The organism is Enterococcus sp. BWR-S5, from assembly GCF_016745255.1.
In the GTDB taxonomy this organism is placed as follows: domain Bacteria; phylum Bacillota; class Bacilli; order Lactobacillales; family Enterococcaceae; genus Enterococcus_L.
Window position 1 is genome coordinate 20,120 of record NZ_JADOEQ010000016.1, and the last position, 19,570, is coordinate 39,689.

Sequence of the window (19,570 nt, forward strand, 5' to 3'; positions counted from 1 at the left end):
TGTCAAAAGAAAAATCAAGATAACAGTCGCGAATAGACAGCACGAACAGCACCTGCCAACCAGATTACTCTGATTGGCAGGTGCTGCTTTTTTCCACTTCACAACATCAAGGAATCAAAATCTTCCCAAAGTCATTAAGCGCATCTTTCCAGCTGTAATTTCCCGGATTCTCTGTTACAGGAGTCAGATAAATTGTTACCCAGTACTCCTTATTATCCGTGAAATCCAATTGAATTTCTTTGGATGTGTTCATCCCTGATGAATCGTAATCACCATCAACCGATGAGAGTTTATACCCCATATACTTGTAGTATTGAGGGGTCGTCCACTTCAGGCCATATCCCATGTAATCCTTTGATATCGGCAATACATAGTCTGAATACTTGGCAGCCTGACTTTCTTTGCGTGAGGTTGTCGTAATATTCAGCTCTTTATTAGTAAATGTCCAATCAGTACCCGGCTGTCCCTGTTTCAAGGTCATAAATCCATCTGATGGAACTTTTACTTTCGCATTACTGTCAATGATTACCTGACGTACATGCAACTGCGCCACAGACGGCGGAATCTCATAGACAAAAATGATTGTAATCTCATCTTGGTTTGCAGGTACAGTATATTCCGCATCTCCAGCTGTATTCAATGAACCTACCTGATCCAAATCAACAGTCGTCGGATCAGTGACTTTTCCATTGACTACATAGTAACCGATTGGCTTGTAGCCATCCGGAGTTGTGTAATCTTTCGGTGTCTGCGTATTTGTGCTGCCCTTCACTTCTTTTCTTGAGTCAATGTCCCAGTTTTCCATAAAGCTCAGATTAGCTGGATCCTGACCGTTAATTCCTACAAAGTGAACGAGTGTCTTTTGCTCATAAACAAAGATTACTGTCAGCTCATAGCCATAATCGCTCGGCTTAAATGAAGCTGTACCATCCGTCGTAGCTGTGTAGCCGGAAAGGTCGGTATGCGTCGTTCCATCGGCCAACTTCCCGCTGATGACCTTATACCCTACCATCACATAATCATCGTTGGTATAAACCGGTGTTTTCGAGTGTGTCGTATCCTTTGCTAATCGTTCAGAACTCATAGAAAAGTCTGTCAGTAAATTATCGGAAGCCGCGCCTTTATCTGCAGCGAGATAATGTACTAACGGTGCTTTTTCATAGATATAGACAACGGTGTACTCATCCTGACCACTTGGCGGCGTATACTCAGATTTCCCTTCACTGTTCAAGCTCTGAACAGCGGTTGTCAGGTCTAATGTTGACACATCCGTGACCTTCCCATTAAAAATCTTGTACCCAACGAGTACATATTCATCATCAATCGCTGCATCGTTCGGTTCATGAACTACTACATCTTCCTCAGGTGTCCGTGTATTTTCATCCACAAACCCAGTTACAGATGTATAGGGAGAAACCCCTCTATCTGCACTGATGTAATAAGCCATCGGTGCCTGCTCATAGACAAAGATTACTGTAACATTGGTAATCGAGTCATCCCAAGGAATATTGAAGGAGGCACTACCATCACTTGCCAGAGCTGTCGCGCCGGAAATATCTACCGGATCAGCTGAAGGTGTTGTATGAATCACTTTATATTTCGTTGCGACATATCCGCTGTCAGCGGATAAGGTCGGCGGTGTCCGTGTATAGTCTACTTCCTTCATCAATTTCTCAGGATTTGGCGTCATTGAAAATTCTGTGATACGGTTTCCATTTTTATCGACACCAATATATTGCACCTGTGCAAAAGCATCCGGATTTTCATCATAATAGAACGGATGTGTATACTTGGCAGTGACCGCCAGCTCTCCATTCGTTGCAGTTGGATCATCGTCCTTATCTGCATCAACACCATTCAATGTCAATGTTTTACTATCCACTTGTGGTGTATGCCAAATCCAGGCTTTTCTAATACTTGTACTGATAGCATCCAGCTGTGCATCTGTCAGCTTGCTAACCTGTACCTCATCATAGCCATAGGTTGGCGGTTCTGTCGTAGTCCCAATGATTTTCCCATTTTTATCCACAGGGAAACCAACCAGATCATCGATTCCATCCGCAGTCACTTTTGTTACATTGCTGGTGTTTTCAGCATAGACTTCTGCTGTTCCACCGTATTCGGTTCCTTTGTGATTGATTTCAGCATCAGTATAAAAATTATCATAGGTGACTGTTTTAACCACTGTTTGGCTGGCAGAATAAGCATTTGTCTCAATCAGCATCCAAATTACACTGTTTTCACTGATTGAAATGCTGTCATCGGTCAGTTCAATTGGTTCTGCGCCAACCTCCTGTTTGATGCCCTGCCAACCATTCTGTGTAACCAAATCGACTGCTGTATAGCCAGAGGTACCTGCCGATGCAAAGGCTGCATTGAACTCATCAGCCGTTGGCTCATCAGCTGTCATATTTGGATCATCCACATCATAAGGCATGATAATGTATTTTACATTTTTCAATTCCGGTTCTACGGTAAAGTCCAAGGAAGAGTCATAGTATGCCTCACCTAATGAAATCTTCAATTTGACGTTCTGACTCTTATTCTGAGAAGTGTAAATTTTCTCTTTTTCAGAAATAACAGTTATTGAACCCGGATTAACCTGTGGTGCACCACGCATGTACATGACTTCATAGGTGTACATGTTGTACAGACCGTTCGCCGTATTATTCCCTGCGGTACCATCTTCATAGACACCATAGTCCCAACCCCATGCGACTGTTCCTGAGCCATCCAAAGAAGTTCGGTATAGATTTCCCGATGGATCAAGGAAGGTTACGGAAGATTGGAAGTTACTCATTGTTGATACATATGGCATCGCCTGAAGATTATTACCGGTAAAGTCAAAGTTATCAACATCTCCGACACTCAGACCAATCCAGTTTCTCTCTTCGTCTTTAATCGCCGGGACACTGGTTTCTTCTGTGATACCACTTGGTAATGCAGCACCAGCAGTTGTACCATTATTGACAATCCACGAACCGGTATAACTATCATTTGCTACATAATAGTTCCCACTGTACGTTCCATTAGCATCTCGCCGCATCACATAGATTACTCGGCGGTCATACTTATCCACCAGATACACCTTGTCATGTCGCTGTCCAGTGGTATTTGTTCCAGATGTTAATGGGTCCCCGATTGTTTTGGAATATTTCTTATCATAGATTGTCGGATGCAGCCCATCTCCCAAGGTGCTCCATTGTCCAAATCTTCGATAAGAGTTATAGGCTGCCGTCTGAGCGCTGGATGCACCAGAAAACACGGGTGCTTTTACTACTCCATTTACACCCTGAGTATCGCCATCTCCCAATGTTGCGGGAAGCTGTCTTGCCACTGCAGAAAAAGTATTCAATTTTTCAGGCAATGGACCATCCGCACCACTTTGGTAATAGTTATTTGACCCCCATACCCATGGCCGTCCATAGCTGTCGATAAAGTAGCTGGCAAACACTCCGGCAAATACAGATGCAGGTTCAGGCGTATAACCGGCTGTACTTGCATCCACACCTACTACCGTTGGACTGTTAACACCAACTCCGCCGCCTCCACCGCCGGTTTGGATTAATCCCCATTGATAGACCTTGCCATCATTAGTCAAAGCCAGTGTTTTTTCACCTGCTGCAGAAATATCCACAACAGAGCCTTCAGCAAATTGCGTCATCTTAGTTGGAACGGTATACGCGGTCGTAGCATTTCCCTGTCCCATCTTTCCATAAGTAGCATTTCCCCAAATATAAACATTGCCCGAAGTATCTAAAATTACTCCGTGACTGGTTCCCATACTTATTTTTGCGATATCGATGCCTTCCCAAGCAGTCATTCTGACAGGCGTTGACTGATAACCGGCATAACCGGGAATACGGTTTTCCGGTGCATAGCCCCATGCATAAACCTTGCCGCTTTCTGTCTGAACATAAACGAAGCTTGGCATTGTTCCAGTCGTGCTGGCACAAACATACTTGACCTTTTCACCCAGATTAGAGAAATAGGTAACCTTGATTGGTGCATAGTTAGCCGCGGTTGTGGAACCATTCCCCATCTGTCCTTGCATCCCATTTCCCCACGCGTACAGGTTGCCTTGATCGTCAAGAGCATAACAAGTCGCATAGGATGCATAGATTTTTACGATTTTGATATTGTTATCTACAAAATAAGGCAATCTGCGCATTCCGCCAAGATAGGTTTGACTTGAATCACTGATTCCGGGAGCACCGTAGTTATCACCGGTATTGTATCCCCATGCCCATACTTTGCCTTGATCATCGAGAGCGAGCCCACCTCGATAAAATGTTGCTGTGTCGACAAAACGGATCGCTGACGCAAGATCCGGAATTTCTGCATCATTAGGACCGGCAAGTCTGGATGCGATATCCATATTAAGGAAATCTGTTTCTACAACTTCTGAAACAGCTTCAGTTTCCTTTCCTTGCGCTTCCTCATTGGCACTTACTGTCGACAGGTTCCTTGCATACCCTACACCAGCCAGAAGGACTAGTAGTGAAAGGATTGCTGCTATCGAAGCAAGTCGCTTATGCTTCTTGATTTTTTTCCACATGGTCTAGCTCCTTTCTAGTCGGCCAGTGTCTGCAATACTTCGTCAATCGTTTTCAATGGATCATTCACTTGCGCAGTATCCTTATCCGTATTCCACCAGGAAACGCGATACTCGCCATTTCTAGCATCTACAGCTTCAGATTTCACTACGATTCGGAACGAAGCATCCCGATACGTTTCCTTTGTTTCATCATCTTTAAATTTAATCGTAACGCCCTTGAACAGTATTTGACTGTCCAACTCGTCGTTATCGACCTGTTCCTTTGTCTGTCCAGGAGCCAATGTACCTAGGTAGTAATAATAGCCATCATCACCCAACTGCCATTTGTTTTCTTCAAATGTCGTTGTTGTGTTGGCATCATCATAAACAAGTTCTATACCATCAGTCATCGGCAATGGCACTTGACCATCATCTGTTGTCTGGTATGCAACTGGAAAAACCATAACTCGAACAAATGCTGCAAGCTCTTCTGGATTAAAGACACCTACTTTTTTCGGCACTAACTGCTCCGGTTCCACAGTCTCCTGTTTCTCGAATTCGTCGACCAGCTCAACATCAAAGTCAAAATCGGTCTTAAATTCATTGTCCCGCGCAGCAGTTCCGGAAAACCAAGCAAAGGTGGACGCAAGAACGAAGATGATTGTACAAATAGATGCTATGATCCCAATAGTGGGTTTATTTCGAAACAGCATCTTGATTTTTTTCTGCATAATCACACCTCACTTTTTAGTAAAGAGAGTCCGAGAAGAAATCTATTTGCTCTTCTCAGCTTCTTAAATCCGAATAAACGGCGAGACAGAAGCAGCACTTTGAAAAATCAGCTGGAATATCTCAAACCTGTATAAAACAGGCAGTTAGATATCTCTTCCTGATCCTCAGAGCATGATGCTTCTGTCCCGACCTCTCATTTATTATCCTTGATTATTTTGATTATTCCTCACATTGAGTTTCAATGTGCCGCCTCATCCTTCTCTTTTCTGATATAGAAAAGATAGAACAGGATGCCTGTTATAATCAGAAAAATTCCTCCTAAGGTGAATAGTATCTTTGAATAGGTCTCACCTGTACTTGGATAGCTTCCTGAAGGCTTCGTTGTAGACGGTTGAGTGGTCGACGGTGTCGTTGGTCCGGTTGTATCAGACGTTGACGGTGTCGTTGGATCTGTCGAATCTGAGGTCGATGGCTCAGTATCTCTTTCAGCCATGAATGTCCAAGTCACAATTGCCTCACTTGGCCCAGACATAAATTCATCGAAGGGAATGTTGCGCAATACTTTCAGCTCAATTTCCATCGTCTGCGTTGAACCTGCTGGAATAATACCAAAATCAAGTTCTCGTGATTCTACAGTCTCTCCGTTCTCGTCACTTGAAAGGTTCCCGTCGTAAATGACCGTGCTGCTATAAGTAAATTTCATACTCATACTTTCGATCAAATTGACCGGCCCTTCATGTGACTTAGGTGCAATAATCATTTTCAATCGATAATCGTCCGATCGATTGTTTTGGATAACCAAATTCCGAGTTATAATATCTCCAGGCATCAGACCACTAAGATTGAAGAAATAACCACCATTTTCTGTCACACTGAGCCCCTGATCGTCTCCGATAACAAAGCCATCAGGAATATTGATTTCTTCTGCTTCGACAATGACAGGAGCAGCCAGACAAAAGAATATCATTGCCAGCATTGCTAACAATTTTCTTATTTGCTTCATTGTTAATCCTCCTTAAAGTCATCTGCTTTTGAGGAGATGATACTCTTTATCTCAGCTTATGGTGCAGCAGGTGCTACAGCTTCCAGTGCAGTTTTAAGAGCACCGGTTACGCCTGACCAGTCAGACAATGCTTCTTGGTAACCTTGTAAAGCTTCTGCTTTTACAGTCAGTGTGTAATCCATATACATATAGTTGTTTCCAGCAGAACCGTCGATTTGTACAGCGTTCAACAGTAATGGTGTTACATTACCTGAATCAACCAGACCGATATAGTAGAACCAGCCATCAGCTGCGTTGAAGTACCATTTGTTAGCAGTTGGTGTTGTGTTGTCTACATTTGCTGTATGGTAAATTAAATTGATTTTTTCATCCAATTGGAATGCTGCAGGTGCAGTAGCTTCCAATATATCCACAGTCCAGTTGAATGTTGCTGCTGTACTTGTACGTTTGTAGTAGTTGTATGTCACATCTGTTACAGAAATTGTTTTTGCATCGCTGTCGATTTTCCATTCTCCGCCAACTTGACCATTTTGCGTAGAGTAAGCAATCACTTCATAAGAGTTGCTTGCAGATGAAGTTGTCAATTCTTTCATTTTCACAGTAACGCCGGCAGGTACGCTTGCATCTACAGTGAAACCTAGTGTAGCTGGGTCACTCCATGAAGTTGTATCGATGATTGGTACAGGAAGGAACGCTCCACCATTTGCTTCTAAATCAGCATCTGCTTTGATTGTTGTAGATTTTTCTACAGCCAGATTCAAACCATCTGCATCATACTTATGAACCATTTCTTCAAATGATGCACGAACAAATACAGGGTTGTCTCCTAAGTTCGTTACACCAACGTCTTTTTGGATTTTTTCTCCTGGCTTCGCTTCTTTACCTTTTTCTTCGTCAAAGATTTCCCATACTTTTACAGATCCATCAGGCATTCCATCTGTCTTGAATTTGTTTTCTACGCTATGTTGAGCAGAATACCAGGCAAAAGTTCCTGCTGCCAGCATCAAGACTGTTAAGGCTGCTGATGCGCCTGTAACAAACTTTTTGTTCTTTCTTAGATTCTTCATTCTTGTGTTTCCTCCTAAAAAAAATTTATTTATATAAATCTTTGCTTCTTCTTTTCTTCGAAGCAGGCAAAGAGTCATATCCTCTCTTTTGTTCGCCCGGTTGTTCTTTTTCCGGAGCGAAATATTGGCGTAACAAAATAACTAATAAGAAAAAAGAAACCACCATGACCACTACGGGAATCGTATTCTCGCGAATAAACTTGAGTACTGTCCCAGCTTTAGGAATCGCAAATTGGACGACTCCGATCACTCGATCACCTCTGACTGGTGGATCTGATTTGTTGTTGGCATCCCCTTGTGTTGTAAATACCGGATAATGTTCGCTGATTTGAACTTCCCCATCAACGACCTCCGGCTCAGATTTTTCCGGTTCTTCTTTCGCAATGACCCTGTGCGTCAGATACGTATCGGGAGACTGCTGGTTCGGTACAAAGGTGATGATATCCCCTACGTCGATTTTTTCCGGCTCTTCAATCTTGACGATAATCATATCGCCGGCAACGAAATTACCTTTCTGATTATCCTGTGTCTTCCTCATTGAATTGGTATATACTTCATAAAATCGATACCCATAAAAGGATTTGTCGTTCTTTTCACTGATGGTGAAAACCGCAGCACCACCTAGCATCAATAGAATAAATAGAAAGAATAGAATATCGAATAGCGCAGTGATTACCTTGTTTGACTTCCGCTGCTTTCGTTTTTTTTCTGTCTGTTTTCTTCCTGATTGCGTTGATGGCCTCTTTTTCCGAGATACTCCCTTAGTATTTTTACTCGTGGAATTGCTTCTTTTATTCGTCGTTGATACGTTCTTTCTACTTGTTTCGGAAGAGCGTTTTTTTCTTTTTTTCACGTTTTTCCCATCAGACACACCCGATGTTCTTTTCTTGTTTTTCTTCTTTGCTTTTGGGTGTTTTTCTATCTCTGTTTCTACTTTGGTCAATCTTTTTGCCTCCTGACTTTATACATGACTGGGTCGCCAATCACTAAACAGTATAGGGAAGCGCCAGCTGTCCACTTTTTCGATACTCTCTCCCACTCAATATTTATGTTGGCACATTCAACATGTAGCCTTTTGAACGAACGGTTTTTATATATCGCAAATTCAGCATGTCCCTTTCAATCTTCTTCCTTAAATGAAAAATCAAATTGGCGATACGCGCTTTGGAGGGCACTTGGTTTTCTCCCCAAATTTCTGCATGAATCTCCTCATAACTCATCGCTTTTCCGCGATTTTCATAAAGCACATTCAAAATCTGAAATTCCATCCTAGTCAAATCAATTTCTTCCTGCCCTTCAATAGAAACACTTTGATTTGCGGAGTTGAGTTGTATGGCAAAATTTAGATTTTCCTCTCCTGTCTGCTTTCCATCCTCTTTCTTCTCACTTCCCAATGAATTACGAATGATTAGACGCAGCTCTTCTGGGTCACATTTTTGTTCAATATTTCCTGAGACACCAAGCTGCAGATAAACCAACCGATTGATACTGGAAATATTTTTAGAGGCAGTCCAGACAAGCGCCTGTGATTCTTTTTTGATTGACAGAATCAAATTACAGACACCGCCGACATTTTCCTGATTCTCATCAAAGATGATGACACCATCAATTTGCCGTATCTTCTCATCCAGCTTCTGCTCAGAATCAATAGGTACGACTTGATATTGTTCCTTTTTTAAACTATCTATGTATTCTTGACGCAGTTCTCCTGCTATGTTCAAAACACCAATTGTATGCATAATACTTCTCCTTTCCAAACTACTTCTTTATAATTTGTTAGATGGGCAAAATCTGCGATCGGTTAGCAGCTATTTTTTGAACAGGGGTACTACCATGCACCTATTCAAAGAAGCTGTTTCTCATTTTCTTGTTTTTGATAAAAACAAGAAAATGAGGATAAAGACCTAAAAACCAAGAGAAAAATATCCGCTGACGGCTCACTTGACGGTGAAAACAAAAAAATAGAGGCCAGGACATCTTAATGTCCTGGTCTCTTAAAGAAGAATAATAGCTTTTGTCATAGTCTCATTTCTTTTCAAGAAACTAAAATTTCTACTGCTCGCCTTTCCTCGCTCAAGGTTGTGTTTGTATAAATATCTAAGGTCAGCTTAACAGAGGTGTGACCTAACAAGGAGGAAATCGCAGCTACACTAATCCCACATTCCAGACAGCGTGTTGCAAACGAATGTCTTAGCGCATGGAAGCTGACAGAAGTCAGTGTTGTCCCTGCAACAATTCGTTTGAAATGATTAGTGATTGTTCGAGGTTCTATAGGTTTTCCCTGTATATTCACTATATAATCACCCGTTGCATCTTGTTTTAATCGTTCTAGATAGTTGACCATTTTAGTCGACAAAGGCAATACCCTTCTTGACATTTGTGTTTTGGGACTGCCTTCAAGTAATGCTGTTTTCTTTCCTTCCTCTGAAAAAGTCTGAAGTCTCTGCAATGTTCTCGAAACCGTCAATGTTTTTGAGACAAAATCAATATCCTTCCACTTTAGACCAGCTATTTCGCCAATCCGCATACCAGTTTCCAAAGAAAGAATAATTGGAAATCCATAAGTATCTTCCTCTGCCAGCTTAATAATCAGCTGTCGTTCTTTTAGCGACAGTGTTCGGATTCTTTGTTTGTTGACTTTAGGAAGTTGGAAATCTTCAAATAGATAGTTGTCTGTCAATCGCCGCTTTTCAGCTTCTCTTAAACAGCTTTTCAAGATTTGACAGACTGTTCGAATCGATGATGGCGCTAGTTGCTCTGATAGGCTTTTTATCATTTGATTGATTTGCTCTGAAGAAAGCCTTTTTAAAGGAACATGTCCAACATACGGCTTTACGTAACGCTCAAGTTTGTTTTTATAACTATTGTAGGTGCTGATTTTTACTGTATCACTAATCATGTCCAGCCAATAGTCAATCCAAGTTGAAACGGTCCCTTCAAAATCTACTTGCTCAGGATCGCTCCTCTTCAATAGAAGCTTTCGCTCCATCAATTTTTCCTTTATGTCTTTATAAGAGTAGGCATATACATAGCCATAACGAACTTTTCCATCCGCTTTTCTTCCTTGAATATAACGTCCCTCCCAACGACCATCTTTACGTTTATATATATTTTCTCCTCTTCGAACCATAAGAAATTCCTCTCCTTTGTAATTTTTGACGGCTAATACGACGGAAAATACAAAAATATTTACATATTTCTCAATTTTTTTCAAATTTTTAAAAAATTTTGGTAGAATATTTGAAAATGAATAGTGTATAATGAGTTTGTCGAATAAGTTATTAGATAAAAGCCAAAAAAATAAGATACAAAAATTTAATTTTAATATAAACAGTACTTATATACACACTCACCCTACTTTCTTGTTTTTATCAAAAACAAGATTTTTTTGTGAAACAAATTCCATTTTATAATTATTGCATACGACTATCGCCAAAAATACTGTATCTACCGATTTAATTTATCAATTTTATAAAACATTTTTGTTCATTTTCGTTTCGCGTCTTAGATACAAGACACCAAGAATGTTTTCATTTGTTTTTAGATAAAAAAATAAGCTTGTGACATTTTTCGTCACAAGCTTATTTTTTTCAGCTCTTTATTCAATATCTACTTACTCAACGCATCCGCAGCTTCCTTATCTAAAATAACTGTCAGATTCGGGTGCAGCTGTAAAACAGATGCTGGTACGTCTTCACTGACCGGACCGGTAAGAACTCTTCGAACCATCTCTGCTTTCTCCGCGCCATTGACGATTAGAATCAGGTGCTTCACGCGCATGACACTCACTGGTCCCATGGTCACAAAGGACATTCCCTTTTCCATCATTTCAGGAACAAACCATGATTCTTCTCCTGTCACAGTTACTTTATACGTCAGCTTGTTAAAGGCTGTAGTTCCCGGCATATTGCCACAGAAATGGCCATCTTTGCCTAATCCGATAAGCATTGCGTCCAATCCTCCTGCATCTTCAAGAGACTGATCCTGGTCTGCATAGTTTTCCGGAGTCAACGGGTGAATATTTTCTTCACTAATACCAGCCGGAGTTAAATACAATCTTCTTAGATCACTGATTGTGATTCCCTCTTTTTGACCTTCTACAGGAATTTCGTCAAAATTATAATAATGAACATTGTTATAGTTCGGGCTGTCTTTTACAGCAGTAACCATTTTTTCATACACTTTTACCGGTGTATTGCCTCCGGTGATTGACAGGTTTACCCGCTTCGCTCCAGTCATATGCCCCATTAGAATATTTTTTGCTGTTTCACTCATTGCGTCGAAATCGCTTTCAATAATAATTTTCATGCTATCGCTCCTCTAGTTATTGTTTTCTAAATTATAATTTGTGGGAACAATCCCATGTCAAGATAAAATGAAAAATTTATTAGACAATCTTCTAAAAAGCCGAATAGACGCAAAAAAATCGCAGTTGAACATTCTACAGATAAAGTAAAAAAGCTTCCTGAAGGCTGACGATAAGCTTTCAGGAAACACTTTATTTTTACCTTTCAACTAAACGATAATAAACCTTGGAAGTCCGCCAATAGATAATGAAGTAGCAAAGAACGAAAATTCCTACGCAAATCGTTGTTGTCATCAACAGCAATGAACCATTCGTCAAGCCGAATAGAACCAGCAGCTTTTTGATAATAGGAAAAGCAAAGGACAAATGAATTACTGCCACCACAATCGGCAGAAAGAAGACTAATAAAATCTGGTGCTGAATCGTTTTGTGCACCTCTTTATGACTTAAACCAACCTTCTGCATGATTTCAAATCGGTCGTGGTCGTCGTTGCCTTCGGAAATCTGCTTGTAGAAAATAATCAATGTCGTCGCAATAATAAAGCTCAGACCAAAGATTACACCAATAAATAGAAAGCCGCCCATCATCACACGGTTTGATTCACGATCCTCATCAATAGAGGAAACCGTCACATCCAACTCTTCCATACCCGCTTGTTGTGCAAGTACATTAAACTCATTACGAAGAGCTTCCACAACGGCCACTCGTTTTTCTACGGAACCATCCAGTTCAAAGAGCACACTAGTCTCAAGCTCACGGGAAAAGGTAAAGGCACTTTTTTCAAAGTCCTGCTCTACTGCTGTCAAAATTTGCTCGAACTGCTCATCAGGCACAAAGACCAGAAACCCTTTTAACGTTTCATCTTCCTTTTTAGGTGACAGAACAAATTCTTCCGGCACGTCCTTCACTGTAAATGTCTGCGAACCAACCGTTATTGTCGATTCATCATAACCGCCATAGACCGGATACAAAATGACCTCGTTTTGATTCAACTGCTCATTCGTCTGTTCCACACGATTGTATTCACTTACTTTGATAAACTGAAACCCATTAACGCTGCCGTAATTGCTGATTGATTCAGCTTCCGGTTGATAGACACCCGTAGATTTTTTTACTGTCACTACATTTGAAGAAGAAGTAATATATTGCAGATTCTTAACGGTCGTCTGATTCGCTTGAGCCGTCTCTTCGACCATTGCTTCTACCTCTTCAGCCGGAAGATTAGCACTGATGGAGTTTTGGAACGGATTCCGATTCTTAATCATGTCCTCGCGTCCAACATAAAGCGACACTGTTGTAGAAATTGTTACCAGCGCCATCGTACATAGAATACAGATAGTTGCCAGCCCCGCACCATTTTGCTTCATTCTAAAAATCATACTTGAGATAGAAATGAAATTTGATGGTTTGTAGTAAAAGCTCTCTCTATTCTTCAAAAATTTCAATAGGGTAATACTTCCTGCAACAAACAAGCTATACGTACCGATGATTACCAAAATTACAGCGACAAAAAATAATGTCAATGCCTCTACCGGTGATTGAATCGTTAAAGAAATACCATAGCCGGCAGCCAGACAACCGATACCTAGAATAGCCAGTATCCATTTCGCTTTTGGCTCCTTTTCGCCGGATTTTGCCTGCCCCAGCAGTTCAATCGGTTTTGTTTTACGAACCTCCCACATATCATAAAGGAAGGTTACCAGAAAAATTCCCGCAAAGAGACTCACCACTCGTAGCAGCGAGGCTAGAGATAAGTCAAAGACAAACTCGTTCCCGAACCCTGTCAGCTTTTTCAATACTAAAAACATCAGCTTAGAAAAAATCACACCGGAGATAACGCCACCGACCATCACAATCAAAAAAGTATACAGGTTTTCAAACAGCATCATGATGGTTAGATTGCCCTTATCCATCCCTAAAATATTGTATAGTCCCAGTTCTTTTTTTCTGCGCTTGATTAAGAAGCTATGTGTATAGAATGTAAAAACCACTGAAAAGACCATGATGACTACGCTGCCGAAGCTGAACATTGCCTTCACAGACATTGCCTGCGGCAGAGAATTCATCCCTTCATTATGCAGCATCACCTGCATGATGATATTCAGTACAACCGTGAATATCGTTGCCAGGCCAAAGGGAATATAAACGGTGCGATTCTTTTTTAAATTATTGTATGCTAACCGTGAATACAGCATGCTCCCTCACCCCTTCGCCAGCAATGTAGTCATTGTTTTTGAGATTTCTTCAAACAGCTGCTCATTCGTGCGCTGCCCTCTATATAGCTGATGGAATACCTGCCCATCCTTAATAAACAAAATACGATTGGCTCTGCTTGCCGCCAAAGCACTATGGGTAACCATTAAAATTGTCTGGTTCTGCTGATTAATTTCCTGAAACAGACCGAGCAGATTTTCCGCACTCTTGGAATCCAGCGCCCCCGTCGGTTCATCCGCTAATATAATCTGCGGCTTGGTAATCAAGGCTCTGGCTACTGCCACCCGCTGTTTTTGCCCGCCTGAGATTTCATAAGGGTATTTTTCCACTAGCTCTGCAATACCTAAAACCTCTGCCAACGGCTGCAGCCGCTGTGTCATTTCGCTGACTGATGTTTTTGACAGCACCAGCGGTAGAAAAATATTATCCTTTACAGAAAAATTATCTAATAGATTAAAGTCCTGAAAAACAAAGCCTAGATTTTCTCTACGAAAAGCAGCCAGCTTTCCTTCCGGAATCTCAGTAATATTTTTTCCCTTCAGCATAACCGAGCCCTGTGTCGGCATATCCAATGTCGCTAAAATATTTAGCAACGTACTCTTTCCTGAACCTGATTCCCCCATGATTGCAATATACTCTCCCTCTTCCACTTGAAAAGAGATGTCTTTTAAGGCTGTTACCTGATTACCGCCGAAACGAGTCTGATACACCTTTTGTATATGTGTTACCTCTAGCATTGTCATCTTTGTTCCCCCTTTGATAAAATCGCGACAGCCCTTCTGACTTCGTACATCACCCATCAACTATATACCTAGACTGTCACCCGAAAAGGCCTTGTAACCGCCTCTCGTTTTCTTCTCTTTTATGGTAAACAAAACAGCAGTCGAAAGCTACTTACACTTCGGCTGCTGCACTTACAATGATGTAAGGTTCATTCCATTTGATAACGATGCTGGCTCAAGTTCAGCCAAACCTTTGTTCCAGTGCCCACCTCAGAGGTTAGATGAATCTGATGTCCCAGCTTTCGCATAATTTCACGACTCATATAAAGCCCCAGCCCAGTCGCTTTCTGATGATTGTGTCCATTGTAGCCTGTATAGCCCTTTTCAAAGACCCGATCAATATCCTCCTGTAAGATACCAATACCTGTATCCTCAATCACAAGCTCTTTTGGCTTGTTCGGATTACTATAGATACGAATCCCACCTGAGCGTGTGTACTTAATCGCATTCAGAAGAATCTGCTCTAAGACAAAGCCTAACCACTTTTTATCGCTGATAACAACCTGTCCTGTTTCTTCCAATGAAAAAGACAGCTCTTGATAAATAAAGAACGTCGCATATTTCTTCACGGTGTCCTTAATTAGCTGATCAATGTTCACTTCTTCAAAAACAAAATCTGTCTCTGTATGATTTAAGCGTAAATACTGCAGCATCATATCCAGATACTGATCGATTTTAAACAGCTCCTGTTTCAATACGGTATGATCCAGCTGGTTTTCCTGCATTTTTAGGTTCAACACAGCTAATGGTGTCTTGATTTGATGACTCCACATACTGTAGTAATCCATCAAACGATAATTGGCCTGCTTTGACGCACTGACATCCTCCCGACATTCGCGATCCAAAAGCGCCAGCAGCTCTTCGTAGTCCTCTTCAATCAGTAGACGTTGCCTTTGGTGACTCTGCACATATAGCTGAACAGCCTTTTTCCCATTTTCCAGCTTCAAGTGCTGCTCTCGGTAGCGATAGTATTGAATACTTGCCATAATCACCAGCAGAAAACCTGAAAACAGCACCGCATCCGCATACACCTCAAAAGGAACACCATAAAGGAAAAACGTACTGACAAATAAGGCCACCATGCCCAGATAGGTCAAAAGTGTAAATCTTCTATCAGATAAATAGCGAAAAAATAGCTTCATCCTACTCTTCCTTTCCTAAACGATACCCTGCTCCTTTTTTTGTTTGAATATAGGCATCTAATCCAATGTCGCTGACCTTTTTTCGCAACCGAGCCATGTTAACAGACAGCGTATTGCCATCCACAAATGCCTCATTTTCCCAAAGCTTTTCCATAATCAGCTCCTTGGCAATAACCTTTTCCGGCTGTTGAAAAAGCAAATCCAATATTTTTGTTTCATTCATCGTCACCGGGACACATGTATCCAGTAGGCAGACCTCAAAGGCTTCTAAATCCAACACATACTCCCCGTAGCTCAACGTTCTTTTATCTGTGAAGCTGGGGTTTCTTCTTAGAATTGCCTGTATTTTTGCGACAAGAACTTCCAAATCAAAGGGCTTTGCGATAAAATCGTCGGCCCCCATATTCATCGCCATCACAATATTCATATTATCGTTAGCAGATGACAGAAAAACAATAGGTACATCAGACTGTTTGCGAATTTCATTACACCAATGGTAGCCATTATAAAAAGGCAGTGAAATATCCAAAATCACCAAATCAGGCTGACATGCTTCGAAGTCTGCCACTACCTGTTGAAAATCAGTTACCGCCTGTACCTCAAAATTCCATTTTTCTAAAAAAGACACTAAAGTCTCAACAATTCTGCTATCATCTTCTACAATAAATAGTTTCTTCATCTGCTGCTCTCCTCTACCTGTTACTCAACTACGTCTTTTTCAGTTTACCACATGAACGCTTTGTTCCAACCAAAAACTAAAAAGACAATAGACCCTTTCAATGAAAATTATGCACTCGTCAAAAAAAAGAAAGACAGACGGAACACGCTAAGTCCCAACCCATCTCCCTTTTCAGCTCGTTGCACGCCATAGTAACTCTTTGATACTACTCTCGCTCCCAGTCCTCATCCTTCAGATAGATTCTGTTGGTTTCCTTTTGAAACTCATTGACTGTTTCTGTTCCCCACTCTGGATAGTCTGTCACTAAACCCAGTACACCCAAATCAAGTAACTGACGCATGCTTTCCTTCTGATTGACTGTCCAAACATACACAGGCAGCCAAGCTCGACGAAATTCCATCAGATTTTCTCTGGTAGCCATCCATTCCTCAATAAAGACAAAATCAATATTCATCGTGCGGATTACATTCGGATTAAGAACACCCAGACCGCCAAAGATACAATACCCGCTGATGGTTTCAGGATGTTTGGTATTCATTTCATTGACTAATTTATAGTCCAATGATAGGAAAATCGATTCCTCCAATAGGTTGTATTCCTGCAACACTGCTGCCACCTCATCCACAAGATTTTTCTCCTCGTGACCATGCTGCTTCAGCTCGACTGCCAAATTGATTTTTCCCTTCGCCAACTGGATAACTTCTTCCAGCGTCGCAATTTCACCAATCATCCCGTTTTGCTTCAACACAACCTGTCCCAGTTCTTTGGCTGTCAGTTCATGAACAGACTTTCCGATTCCTGCCAAACGATTCAATGAATCATCATGAATAACCATCGGAATACCGTCTGCGGATAATAAAATATCAATCTCTGCATACTCCGCCTTAGCATCAATCGCTCCTTGAACTGCCGCAAGCGAATTTTCAACCCCCGCAACACTGCCTCGATGTCCGATAACAATCGGTTCATGAAGATCCTCCGCACTTTCTACCATTCGATACATCGATAAAGCTGTCGGAACTATAAGGAGAACCGCCAACAATGCAGCAGCGCCTTTCTTTCTAGTCAATCGTTTGCCAAAAACAACCATTGATTTCTGTGCGGCTGACAGCTTGCTGTCTACTATCTGCTCTTGCTTCAAATCAATCACCTGTTGATTTTTCGGTGTATATGACATCACAACAATCGACAGAAGTACCGGCATCAGAACGAATTTTCCTAAATAATAAAATAGCCAAATCAGACCAAACCCAACTGTTGGTAACGAGAGCCGATAGCTCTGATAAATAGCTTCGACGCTAATGGTTGTCGAATGAAGAAATCTGAAAAAAATTTCCCGAGGCAGCCAGTCTACCAGCAGCCAAACAACACTATATAGAGCAAACAGTTTATATATTTGTCTCTTTTTCTTCCAGACATAGCTGATACTTGCCTTAAACGCTTTGAAAAACCGCCACTGTTCCAAAATCATCATCGGTATCGTGTAGATGAACAGAAAGAAAAGCAGGGTAATCAATGCATAGATAAGCACAATTACAGCACTTCCCCAATTATTCTTTGCTAATTCCCCAGTAATAAAATTGGGTATCTGAAAACGCGAAAATAGCGCACTGCTCAATCCCATACCTGAGATAGGCAGAAAGATAAATACATAGACAAAGTAACCGATAAGGCTCACGCCGCGTAAGCTGGAAAAAGTCGTCAACGCCTTTTTTACAGCATCCTTTAATGAGAGCAGCGTTCCACCTTTCAGGTATTGACTTAAAATGACAATCACTGAAAATTCAAAATAAGCAGCATAAGAAGCAACACCAATGATTAAAAGTGTCGCTACAATCGCTTGCGGTGTGGTAAAAAATGATAACATATCTTGATTAAATAGTACCTGATATCCTGTTGTTTGCAGTGCCATAAAGAAAATTGCATTTGTTATTGGTTGTAAAATCAGGCGATGACCAATATTGACCACTAACATGAATAATGCTAGCCGACCAATCCCCTTGAATAGTAACTGTTTATTTACTTCTCTCCCCATCATGTGCCACCTTTTCATCTTCATTTTATAACGTTCGTTATCCCCAAGCTTATTATACCTCAGTTTTAGAAAGAGCATTCGAAAAAAATAGCACTCATCGACTTTATTCTTATTTCCGCAAACAGAAATTACTCCTTCTACTTGAAAAATTTATCTTTCAACTGAAGAAGTAATAGCTCATAACACAGCTTGTAACATTTTTTTAACAAATATTAAAATAAGTATTAACATACGACAGAAATAATGTTAGAATTATGTTATAAAAAGTAAGGAGGGGTATGCAAATGTGGATTGATATCGTTCAATATTGGTTAACTGTAACATCTAATTTCTTCAACATCTTCAGATAAGAGCCAGGAAGATAAAGCAGTAAAAACTAAAGCCCTATGGATAAGACAGTATCTGGTCTTATCCATTTTATTTTCTCGAGAAAAAACAGCCTGTGAATTTCAGCTGCTTTATATAAAGTACTTACTGCCTCTTTTAACGGGCATCTCCCCTATGCTATACTTGTTATTCAAAGAGGAGCTGGGTTTTATCGGAAGAAGAGCAGCAGACTCTTTGAATCATAAATATTGCTTAATAGGGAGAGAAAAGAATGAAAACAATGCGGGTCTGGTTATTAGGGGTAATACTGGTAGTATTAACAGGCTGTGCCTCCAGCACAGCGGAAGAAATTGAAGTAAACGATGATAAGATTCCTTCTATCTACAAAGTAATAGGAGAGAAGAAAATTACCGGTACAAACAGCAGTATCAAAAATGACGTTCGGACAACTGAGATTACCTATCAAAAAGGCAGTATCAGTGAAGAAGAGATAGTGGAATATATGACATATCTGATGGATGAAGAAGGCTTTATCCCTACTGCGGATACCCAAGAGGTGGATGGCAATCTAGTCAATCAGCTTGGGGCAGAATCGGTAACCGATGACCATATTGTTCTCGTCGATGTAACTGCTCCAAAGGATTTTGAAGGCTCGGTAGTGATTACCTATCGTTCAGGGCAGGGAAAAATAACCATGAATGAATAATAAGCTTATTTAATAAAGTAAAACGCTGAATATCTATAG

The 19,570-nt window shown here is 40.9% G+C and carries 14 protein-coding genes; 1 reads left to right on the top strand and 13 read right to left on the bottom strand.

Annotated elements, in window-relative coordinates; translation table 11 throughout:
* Positions 1-106 precede the first annotated feature (106 nt).
* The 13 genes from IW510_RS16745 to IW510_RS16805 form a co-directional block, all read right to left on the bottom strand.
* Positions 107-4,558 carry an RCC1 domain-containing protein gene (locus IW510_RS16745; protein ID WP_202061614.1) on the bottom strand — a complete coding sequence of 1,484 codons (4,452 nt, stop codon included), beginning with the start codon at positions 4,556-4,558 and terminating at the stop codon, positions 107-109.
* 14 nt (positions 4,559-4,572) lie between these two features.
* Positions 4,573-5,268: a hypothetical protein gene (locus IW510_RS16750; RefSeq protein WP_202061615.1), complete on the bottom strand. Its 696-nt coding sequence runs from the start codon at positions 5,266-5,268 to the stop codon at positions 4,573-4,575.
* A 239-nt stretch (positions 5,269-5,507) separates the two neighbouring features.
* The gene (locus IW510_RS16755) at positions 5,508-6,272 is read right to left on the bottom strand and encodes an LPXTG cell wall anchor domain-containing protein (protein WP_202061616.1); all 765 of its coding nucleotides are present in this window, start codon (positions 6,270-6,272) and stop codon (positions 5,508-5,510) included.
* Between the two features lie 56 nt (positions 6,273-6,328).
* On the bottom strand, positions 6,329-7,339 hold the full coding sequence (locus IW510_RS16760) for a TasA family protein (protein WP_202061618.1): 1,011 nt from the start codon (positions 7,337-7,339) through the stop codon (positions 6,329-6,331).
* A 25-nt stretch (positions 7,340-7,364) separates the two neighbouring features.
* Positions 7,365-8,282, bottom strand: coding sequence for a signal peptidase I (locus tag IW510_RS16765; RefSeq protein WP_202061620.1), 918 nt, complete (start codon positions 8,280-8,282; stop codon positions 7,365-7,367).
* 103 nt (positions 8,283-8,385) lie between these two features.
* On the bottom strand, positions 8,386-9,078 hold the full coding sequence (locus IW510_RS16770) for a winged helix-turn-helix transcriptional regulator (protein ID WP_202061622.1): 693 nt from the start codon (positions 9,076-9,078) through the stop codon (positions 8,386-8,388).
* 296 nt (positions 9,079-9,374) lie between these two features.
* Positions 9,375-10,469, bottom strand: a complete 1,095-nt coding sequence (locus tag IW510_RS16775; protein WP_202061624.1) for a tyrosine-type recombinase/integrase — start codon at positions 10,467-10,469, stop codon at positions 9,375-9,377.
* A 479-nt stretch (positions 10,470-10,948) separates the two neighbouring features.
* Positions 10,949-11,647, bottom strand: a complete 699-nt coding sequence (locus IW510_RS16780; protein ID WP_202061627.1) for a glucosamine-6-phosphate deaminase — start codon at positions 11,645-11,647, stop codon at positions 10,949-10,951.
* A gap of 196 nt (positions 11,648-11,843) precedes the next feature.
* On the bottom strand, positions 11,844-13,841 hold the full coding sequence (locus IW510_RS16785) for an ABC transporter permease (protein WP_202061629.1): 1,998 nt from the start codon (positions 13,839-13,841) through the stop codon (positions 11,844-11,846).
* A 6-nt stretch (positions 13,842-13,847) separates the two neighbouring features.
* Positions 13,848-14,603, bottom strand: coding sequence for an ABC transporter ATP-binding protein (locus IW510_RS16790; protein ID WP_202061631.1), 756 nt, complete (start codon positions 14,601-14,603; stop codon positions 13,848-13,850).
* A 188-nt stretch (positions 14,604-14,791) separates the two neighbouring features.
* A complete protein-coding gene (locus IW510_RS16795) occupies positions 14,792-15,784 on the bottom strand; it encodes a sensor histidine kinase (protein ID WP_202061632.1) in 993 nt (330 codons plus the stop codon).
* Between the two features lies 1 nt (position 15,785).
* On the bottom strand, positions 15,786-16,463 hold the full coding sequence (locus IW510_RS16800; RefSeq protein ID WP_202061633.1) for a response regulator transcription factor: 678 nt from the start codon (positions 16,461-16,463) through the stop codon (positions 15,786-15,788).
* Between the two features lie 205 nt (positions 16,464-16,668).
* On the bottom strand, positions 16,669-18,522 hold the full coding sequence (locus IW510_RS16805) for a glycerophosphoryl diester phosphodiesterase membrane domain-containing protein (protein ID WP_202061634.1): 1,854 nt from the start codon (positions 18,520-18,522) through the stop codon (positions 16,669-16,671).
* Between the two features lie 574 nt (positions 18,523-19,096).
* Here IW510_RS16805 and IW510_RS16810 point away from each other — a divergent pair.
* Positions 19,097-19,531, top strand: a complete 435-nt coding sequence (locus tag IW510_RS16810) for a hypothetical protein (protein WP_202061636.1) — start codon at positions 19,097-19,099, stop codon at positions 19,529-19,531.
* Positions 19,532-19,570 lie beyond the last annotated feature (39 nt).

What these genes read in the sequence shown, in the direction of transcription:
- IW510_RS16745 (WP_202061614.1), bottom strand. Translation starts at nt 4,558, where the DNA reads ATGTGGAAAAAAATCAAGAAGCATAAGCGACTTGCTTCGATAGCAGCA.
- IW510_RS16785 (WP_202061629.1), bottom strand. Translation starts at nt 13,841, where the DNA reads ATGCTGTATTCACGGTTAGCATACAATAATTTAAAAAAGAATCGCACC.
- IW510_RS16775 (WP_202061624.1), bottom strand. Translation starts at nt 10,469, where the DNA reads ATGGTTCGAAGAGGAGAAAATATATATAAACGTAAAGATGGTCGTTGG.
- IW510_RS16800 (WP_202061633.1), bottom strand. Translation starts at nt 16,463, where the DNA reads ATGAAGAAACTATTTATTGTAGAAGATGATAGCAGAATTGTTGAGACT.
- IW510_RS16795 (WP_202061632.1), bottom strand. Translation starts at nt 15,784, where the DNA reads ATGAAGCTATTTTTTCGCTATTTATCTGATAGAAGATTTACACTTTTG.
- IW510_RS16770 (WP_202061622.1), bottom strand. Translation starts at nt 9,078, where the DNA reads ATGCATACAATTGGTGTTTTGAACATAGCAGGAGAACTGCGTCAAGAA.
- IW510_RS16760 (WP_202061618.1), bottom strand. Translation starts at nt 7,339, where the DNA reads ATGAAGAATCTAAGAAAGAACAAAAAGTTTGTTACAGGCGCATCAGCA.
- IW510_RS16805 (WP_202061634.1), bottom strand. Translation starts at nt 18,522, where the DNA reads ATGAAGATGAAAAGGTGGCACATGATGGGGAGAGAAGTAAATAAACAG.
- IW510_RS16755 (WP_202061616.1), bottom strand. Translation starts at nt 6,272, where the DNA reads ATGAAGCAAATAAGAAAATTGTTAGCAATGCTGGCAATGATATTCTTT.
- IW510_RS16810 (WP_202061636.1), top strand. Translation starts at nt 19,097, where the DNA reads ATGAAAACAATGCGGGTCTGGTTATTAGGGGTAATACTGGTAGTATTA.
- IW510_RS16790 (WP_202061631.1), bottom strand. Translation starts at nt 14,603, where the DNA reads ATGACAATGCTAGAGGTAACACATATACAAAAGGTGTATCAGACTCGT.
- IW510_RS16750 (WP_202061615.1), bottom strand. Translation starts at nt 5,268, where the DNA reads ATGCAGAAAAAAATCAAGATGCTGTTTCGAAATAAACCCACTATTGGG.
- IW510_RS16780 (WP_202061627.1), bottom strand. Translation starts at nt 11,647, where the DNA reads ATGAAAATTATTATTGAAAGCGATTTCGACGCAATGAGTGAAACAGCA.